The sequence below is a fragment of the Pseudomonas sp. GXM4 genome, from assembly GCF_008923895.1.
Lineage (GTDB): Bacteria > Pseudomonadota > Gammaproteobacteria > Pseudomonadales > Pseudomonadaceae > Aquipseudomonas > Aquipseudomonas atacamensis.
This window is the reverse complement of the sequence record NZ_WBRZ01000292.1, coordinates 1-6,412: the sequence shown is the minus strand read 5'-3', so window position 1 is coordinate 6,412 and position 6,412 is coordinate 1. Positions and strand designations below refer to the sequence as shown.

Here is a 6,412-nt window from a genome sequence, read left to right as displayed (position 1 = left end):
CTCCCACATTGGAATGCCAACCCTGTGGGAGCGAGCTTGCTCGCGAAGGCGGCTTATCTGGCGACGAAGATTATTGGCCGACCGCCAACCCCGCCCGAATCGCCGCCAGCGCCGCCTGGTAATAAGCCTTGCCCTCGGTCGACTCGGCAAACGTCGCAAATTCTTCGAGCTCCTCATCCGACAAGTCGCGATAGACATAGAGCAGCGTGTTGTTCAGATCGGCGCCGATCTGATCCATCAGCCGCTGGCGCTGACCGTTCAACATGCCCTGCGCCTGTCCACCGCCGAGCAGTCCCGGGATCATCGAACTCAAGCTGTCCGCCGCTACGCCGGCAATCGCCAGGCTGACCTCGGCGCCAGCCTCTCGGGCTGGCAGGGCCTGGGCGAGATGGCCGATGATCAGCAAGCGACTGTCGCTGGCCTGCATCTTCGGCAGACCCTGGGCGTTTTTTGCCAGTTGGTCGCGGCGGGTCGCCAGCAATTCGGCGGCGACGATTTTCTTGCCCAGCGGTGACTGGAAGAAGGTCAGCGCCGGTTTAGGGTCGGCGAGTTTCTGCCGCAGTTGCGCTTCGGCACGCTGATCCATGGCCTGCGCGGCAAAGCGTTGATTGCTGTTGTTGACCAGCGCCTGAAATACCGCAGGCGGCAGGCTGTTCTGATAGCGCTGCTGGGCGGCGCTCAGGGCATCGTTGAAATGCGCGCGTTGTTCTGGCCAGCCGGCGACCTTGTACAACTGATCGTGGCCGTCCGCCCAGGCGGGCAATACGCAGAACATCAACAGTGAAAAAAGCAAACGGCGCATAGGGACTCCTGTCAGCAGCGGACTATTGTCCGTGCGGTGCCGGTACTTGTCGAGAATTCGTAGCAAGCCGCTGCGTGGCTCTGTCGGATTTATCGCCGTCGGCATACTATGCGCGCCATGCCGATATCCTCTGAACACCCGCTGCTGTTACGCATTGTCGACGACCTGGCCGAACACGGCTGGTCGCAGCAGAACATCTTCCTGCCCGCCGATCTGACCCGGGCGCTGGCGGCCGAGTGCCGTAAACGTGAAGCCGAAGGTGAGCTGGCGCCGGCAGCGGTCGGTCGCGGGCCGTTTTCGGAGATTCGCGAGGGTATTCGCGGCGATCACATCCAGTGGATCGACCCGGGTCAGGCCGAGGCCACCGACCGTTACCTGAGCCTGATGGACAGTCTGCGCGAGGCACTCAATCGCGGCTTGTTTCTGGGGCTTGAGGATTTCGAATGCCATTTCGCCCTGTACCCGCCCGGCGCGTTTTACCTCAAGCACGTTGACCGCTTTCGCGATGATGACCGGCGCATGGTCTCGGCCGTCATTTACCTCAACGAGGCCTGGTTGCCGGAGGACGGCGGACAGTTGCGCATGTACCTGGGCGAAGAACGTGTGCATGACGTACAGCCGACCGGCGGCTGTCTGGTGGTGTTTCTCTCCGGCGAAGTGCCCCACGAAGTGATGCCGGCCCATCGCGAGCGCCTGTCGCTGACTGGCTGGTTCCGTCGCCGTGGCAACGAGCCGTTCTGAACATGGAAAAGATCCTGGTCAGTCGCTGCCTGCTGGGCCATCGCGTGCGTTATGACGGTGGTGCGAGCGGGCCGTTTGATCTGCTTGAGCAGTGGATCGAAGAAGGGCGCGTGGTGCCGTTGTGTCCGGAGGTGGCGGGTGGATTGCCGACGCCGCGGGCGGCGGCGGAGATTCCTGGCGGGCAGGGCGGTCAGGTGCTGGATGGCATTGCCGCAGTCATCACTACTGATGGCGAGGATGTCAGCGCGCAGTTTCTCGAGGGGGCGCGGCAAGCGCTGGAACTGGTGCAAAAGCACGGCATTCGGGTGGCGGTGCTCAAGGCCAACAGTCCGTCTTGCGGGAATCTGTTGACGTATGACGGCACGTTCAGCGGGGTCAAGGTCAATGGCGAAGGGGTGACGGCGGCGTTGCTCAAGCGCCATGGGGTTCGGGTTTTCAGTGAGCTTGAACTGCTGCAAGCCGCGCAGGCCCTGGCCCGACTCGACTAAAGCGCCAGCACCAATTCAACTGTAGGAGCTGACGAGTGAAACGAGGCTGCGATCTTTTGATTTTTTGAATCAACATCAAAAGATCGCAGCCTGCGGCAGCTCCTACGGTTCGGTGAACCACTTCTTCGACAACGCCGCCAACCGCCCATCCGCCTTGATCCGTTCCAGCGCGCTCTTGAGGCTGGCCTGAAACGCCGGATTACCCTTCTGAAACGGGATCGCCAGCTCGACCGGCGCTGCCGCTTTCGGCTTCGCTTCGGTGAACGCCTGCACCAGCACCATCGGCCGCGGCGTCTCGTCCTTCTTCGCCAACAACTGCCCATCAACCTCGCCGTACGGCTCGCTGAAGTCGAAACGATCCTTGAGTTCGGGTGTCAGTGCTATGTGGTTGAGCGCGACGTCGTACTTGCCGCTTTCAACGCCCTGGAGCAGGTCGCCCTCGTCGGTGACGATGAAGTCGGCGCGTACATCCAGCTCTTGGGCCAGAAGTTGCCCAAGCTCGACCTCGAACCCCGTGAGGGTGTCGCCTTCCTTGTAATTGAAGGGCGGTGTATTAGCCTCAAGGGCTATGCGCAGCTCGCCACGGTCGTTGACGTCATCAATCAGTTCGGCGTGAGCCAGCGGGCTCAGAAGGGGTAGCAGGCAGATCAGGCCAGGCAGCAGGCGCATGGTCACTCCTTTGAAATCATTATCGCGACGCTCTGATTCAGGCTCGCTTTGCTATGGTTGTCGAGTGCCTTCGACAACGAATGGTCATGAAGTTGTCATGACCGTGCGGATTTTACGGAAAAACTGGAGAAGAAAATGAAAAGCTTTTTGTCACGTGCAGCGTTGGCCGGTGTGCTGATGGGTGTTTCGGTGCTGGCCAGTGCGGCGACACCGGCGCCGAAGGATGCTGAAGTGTTCATCGTTTCTCCCGAGGACGGCGCCACCGTCTCGCAGGAATTCAAGGTCAAGTTCGGCGTCAAGAACATCGCGCTGGCCCCGGCGGGTGACACCACCAAGAACACCGGCCACCATCACCTGCTGATCGACGTCGACGACCTGCCGGCCGAAGGTGCGCCGATCCCGACTGACGCCCATCACATGCATTTCGGCAAGGCGCAGACCGAAGCCACGATCAAACTGGCCCCCGGCAAGCACACCTTGCAACTGATCCTCGGCGACAGCGGCCACATGCCGTTCGACCCATCGATCGTTTCGGAAAAAATCACCGTCAACGTGAAATAAAAAAAGGGAGCCCTGCGGGGCTCCCTTTTTTAATTCAGCTTCAAGTGGCTAGCTGCAAGCGGCAAGGTAAAGCAAAAGCGCTGTTCACTTGCCGCTAGTAGCTTGAAGCTTGCCGCTGCTTCTTCAGAAGAGAACACGGCTACGGATAGTACCGTTGACGTGTTGCAGCTTCTCTTGCGCCAGCTCCGAGTATTCGGCGTCGACGTCGATCACCACGTAACCGACTTTCTCGTTGGTCTGCAGGAACTGACCGGAGATGTTGATGCCGTTTTCGGCGAAAACCTTGTTGATCTCGCTCATCACACCCGGGATGTTCTCGTGGATGTGCAGCAGGCGGTGCTTGCCAGGGTGAGCCGGCAGGGCCACTTCCGGGAAGTTGACCGACGACACCGAAGTACCGTTGTCGCTGTACTTGACCAGTTTCTCTGCTACTTCCAGACCGATGTTGGCTTGCGCTTCGGCGGTCGAGCCACCGATGTGCGGGGTCAGGATCACGTTGTCGAGGCCACGCAGCGGGCTTTCGAACTCTTCGTCGTTGGAGCGTGGTTCCACCGGGAATACGTCGATGGCCGCGCCGATCAGGTGCTTGTCTTTGATCGCGTCCGCCAGGGCGTCGAGCTCGACCACGGTGCCGCGTGCAGCGTTGATCAGAATGCCGCCCTTTTTGATGGCGCGGATTTCCTTCTCGCCGATCATCCACTGGGTCGCCGCAGTTTCCGGGACGTGCAGGGTGACGATGTCGGACATGCCCAGCAGCTCGTGCAGGTTGTTGACCTGCGTAGCGTTTCCCAGTGGCAGCTTGGTCACGGTGTCATAGAAGAACACCTGCATGCCCAGGCCTTCAGCCAGCACCGACAGCTGCGTGCCGATCGAGCCGTAGCCGACGATGCCCAGCTTCTTGCCACGGATCTCGAACGAGTTGGCGGCGGACTTGATCCAGCCGCCACGGTGGCAGGATGCATTCTTCTCAGGGATGCCGCGCAGCAGCAGGATCGCTTCGGCCAGTACCAGCTCGGCTACGGAACGGGTGTTGGAGTACGGCGCGTTGAACACGGCAATACCGCGCTCGCGGGCCGCACTGAGGTCAACCTGGTTGGTGCCGATGCAGAAACAGCCGACCGCGACCAGTTTCTTCGCGTGATCGAAGATCTCTTCGGTCAGTTGCGTGCGCGAGCGAATGCCGATGAAGTGAGCGTCAGCAATCTTTTCCTTGAGCTGGGCTTCCGGCAAGGAACCAGTCAGGTATTCGATGCTGGTGTAGCCCGCCGCCTTGAGGACGTCGACAGCCGATTGGTGGACGCCTTCGAGAAGAAGGAACTTGATCTTGCTCTTATCGAGAGAAGTCTTGCTCATCTGCGTAAACCTGTATCCCGGAGAAAAATGGCAGGGAGGGAGCAGCCTGGAGCTGACCCGCACGGCAACAAAGCCGTCACCGCGGATCTGGCCTTGGGCACTGTCCTGCGGGGTCGGTATGCTAGCATAGCCACCCCGCTAAACACTCATTCCTGCGACGTGAAGCGTTCTCAGGATGACCATGAATTGTTCGAGAGTTCTGTCGATGACCAATCCTGCGCTGATTGATGAACTGAAGACCCTGGTTGAGCCTGGCAAAGTCCTCACTGACGCCGACTCCCTGAACACTTACGGCAAGGATTGGACCAAGCATTTCGCGCCGGCACCGAGCGCCATCGTGTTTCCCAAGACCATCGAGCAAGTGCAGGCCGTGGTGCGTTGGGCCAACACCCACAAGGTCGCACTGGTGCCGTCCGGCGGGCGCACCGGGTTGTCCGCCGCTGCGGTGGCGGCCAATGGCGAAGTGGTGGTTTCGTTCGATTACATGAACCAGATTCTCGACGTCAACCTCACCGACCGCACCGCCGTCTGCCAGCCGGGTGTGGTCACTGAGCATCTGCAGAACGTCGCCGAAGAAAACGGCCTGTACTATCCGGTCGACTTCGCCTCGGCGGGTTCCAGCCAGATTGGCGGCAATATCGGCACCAATGCCGGCGGGATCAAAGTGATTCGCTACGGCATGACCCGCAACTGGGTGGCCGGCATGAAAGTCGTCACCGGCAAGGGCGACGTCCTCGAGCTGAACAAGGACCTGATCAAGAACGCTACCGGTTACGACCTGCGTCAGCTGTTCATCGGCGCCGAAGGCACCCTCGGTTTCGTTGTCGAAGCGACCATGCGCCTCGATCGCGCGCCGAAAAACCTCACGGCGATGGTCCTCGGCACCGCCGATTTCGATTCGATCATGCCGGTGCTGCATGCCTTCCAGGGCAAACTCGACCTGACCGCGTTCGAATTCTTCTCCGACAAGGCCCTGGCCAAGGTCATGGGCCGTGGTGACGTGCCGGCGCCGTTCGAGACCGAGTGCCCGTTCTACGCCCTGCTGGAATTCGAAGCGACCACCGAAGAAGTGGCCAACAGCGCGCTGGAGACCTTCGAACACTGCGTAGAACAGGGCTGGGTGCTCGACGGCGTGATGAGCCAGAGCGAAACCCAGTTGCACAATCTGTGGAAGCTGCGCGAGTACATCTCCGAAACCATCTCCCACTGGACGCCGTACAAGAACGACATCTCGGTTACCGTCTCGAAAGTGCCGGCGTTCCTGCGCGAAATCGACGCGATCGTTGGCGAGCACTACCCGGATTTCGAAATCGTCTGGTTCGGCCACATCGGCGACGGCAATCTGCACCTGAACATCCTCAAGCCGGAAAATCTGAGCAAGGACGAGTTCTTCGCCAAGTGCGCCACCGTCAACAAGTGGGTGTTCGAAACCGTCGAGAAGTACAACGGCTCGATCTCGGCCGAGCACGGCGTAGGTATGACCAAGCGTGATTACCTGACCTACAGCCGCTCGCCGGCCGAGATCGAGTACATGAAAGCGGTCAAGGCAGTGTTCGACCCGAACGGCATCATGAACCCGGGCAAGATTTTCCCGGTTTGATCGGTAATCTCTGTTGAATCAATAAAGGCAGGAGTCGGTAAATGAGCTATCAGCACCAGTACGTCGACGGCACGCGCATTCACTTCCCGATCGGAAAAGTCGTGTGCATTGGCCGCAATTACGCCGAACACGCCAAGGAACTGGACAATCCGGTGCCGACCGAGCCGCTGCTGTTCATCAAGCCGGGCAGTTGCGTGG

At 60.1% G+C, this 6,412-nt stretch carries 8 protein-coding genes; 5 read left to right on the top strand and 3 right to left on the bottom strand.

Annotated features, from left to right (window positions below; all coding sequences use genetic code 11):
* Positions 1-70: 70 nt before the first annotated feature.
* Positions 71-802, bottom strand: a complete 732-nt coding sequence (locus tag F8N49_RS24125; protein WP_024014712.1) for a DUF2059 domain-containing protein — start codon at positions 800-802, stop codon at positions 71-73.
* Positions 803-910: 108 nt separating this feature from the next.
* On the opposite strand from F8N49_RS24125, the gene F8N49_RS24120 reads away from it, so the two are divergent.
* Together F8N49_RS24120 and F8N49_RS24115 are read left to right on the top strand one after the other, a co-directional pair.
* Positions 911-1,543 (top strand): 2OG-Fe(II) oxygenase, encoded by a 633-nt coding sequence (locus F8N49_RS24120; protein ID WP_071172179.1) that lies wholly within the window; start codon positions 911-913, stop codon positions 1,541-1,543.
* Between the two features lie 2 nt (positions 1,544-1,545).
* Positions 1,546-2,031 carry a DUF523 domain-containing protein gene (locus tag F8N49_RS24115; RefSeq protein WP_071172180.1) on the top strand — a complete coding sequence of 162 codons (486 nt, stop codon included), beginning with the start codon at positions 1,546-1,548 and terminating at the stop codon, positions 2,029-2,031.
* Positions 2,032-2,133: 102 nt separating this feature from the next.
* On the opposite strand, the gene F8N49_RS24110 is transcribed toward F8N49_RS24115, so the two are convergent.
* Positions 2,134-2,700, bottom strand: coding sequence for a transporter substrate-binding domain-containing protein (locus tag F8N49_RS24110; protein WP_071172181.1), 567 nt, complete (start codon positions 2,698-2,700; stop codon positions 2,134-2,136).
* A 135-nt stretch (positions 2,701-2,835) separates the two neighbouring features.
* Between F8N49_RS24110 and F8N49_RS24105 the strand changes: the two genes are divergently transcribed.
* Positions 2,836-3,261 (top strand): DUF4399 domain-containing protein, encoded by a 426-nt coding sequence (locus F8N49_RS24105; protein ID WP_024014708.1) that lies wholly within the window; start codon positions 2,836-2,838, stop codon positions 3,259-3,261.
* 123 nt (positions 3,262-3,384) lie between these two features.
* Here the strand turns inward: F8N49_RS24105 and serA are convergent, their stop codons facing one another.
* The gene (gene serA / locus F8N49_RS24100; RefSeq protein WP_024014707.1) at positions 3,385-4,614 is read right to left on the bottom strand and encodes a phosphoglycerate dehydrogenase; all 1,230 of its coding nucleotides are present in this window, start codon (positions 4,612-4,614) and stop codon (positions 3,385-3,387) included.
* A gap of 205 nt (positions 4,615-4,819) precedes the next feature.
* Between serA and F8N49_RS24090 the strand changes: the two genes are divergently transcribed.
* Positions 4,820-6,214, top strand: coding sequence for an FAD-binding oxidoreductase (locus tag F8N49_RS24090; protein ID WP_041476861.1), 1,395 nt, complete (start codon positions 4,820-4,822; stop codon positions 6,212-6,214).
* Positions 6,215-6,255: 41 nt separating this feature from the next.
* On the top strand, positions 6,256-6,412 hold a 157-nt coding region (locus tag F8N49_RS24085), incomplete at its 3' end, for a fumarylacetoacetate hydrolase family protein (protein ID WP_372241046.1).

What these genes read in the sequence shown, in the direction of transcription:
- F8N49_RS24115 (WP_071172180.1), top strand. Translation starts at nt 1,546, where the DNA reads ATGGAAAAGATCCTGGTCAGTCGCTGCCTGCTGGGCCATCGCGTGCGT.
- F8N49_RS24125 (WP_024014712.1), bottom strand. Translation starts at nt 802, where the DNA reads ATGCGCCGTTTGCTTTTTTCACTGTTGATGTTCTGCGTATTGCCCGCC.
- F8N49_RS24120 (WP_071172179.1), top strand. Translation starts at nt 911, where the DNA reads ATGCGCGCCATGCCGATATCCTCTGAACACCCGCTGCTGTTACGCATT.
- F8N49_RS24105 (WP_024014708.1), top strand. Translation starts at nt 2,836, where the DNA reads ATGAAAAGCTTTTTGTCACGTGCAGCGTTGGCCGGTGTGCTGATGGGT.
- F8N49_RS24090 (WP_041476861.1), top strand. Translation starts at nt 4,820, where the DNA reads ATGACCAATCCTGCGCTGATTGATGAACTGAAGACCCTGGTTGAGCCT.
- serA (WP_024014707.1), bottom strand. Translation starts at nt 4,614, where the DNA reads ATGAGCAAGACTTCTCTCGATAAGAGCAAGATCAAGTTCCTTCTTCTC.
- F8N49_RS24110 (WP_071172181.1), bottom strand. Translation starts at nt 2,700, where the DNA reads ATGCGCCTGCTGCCTGGCCTGATCTGCCTGCTACCCCTTCTGAGCCCG.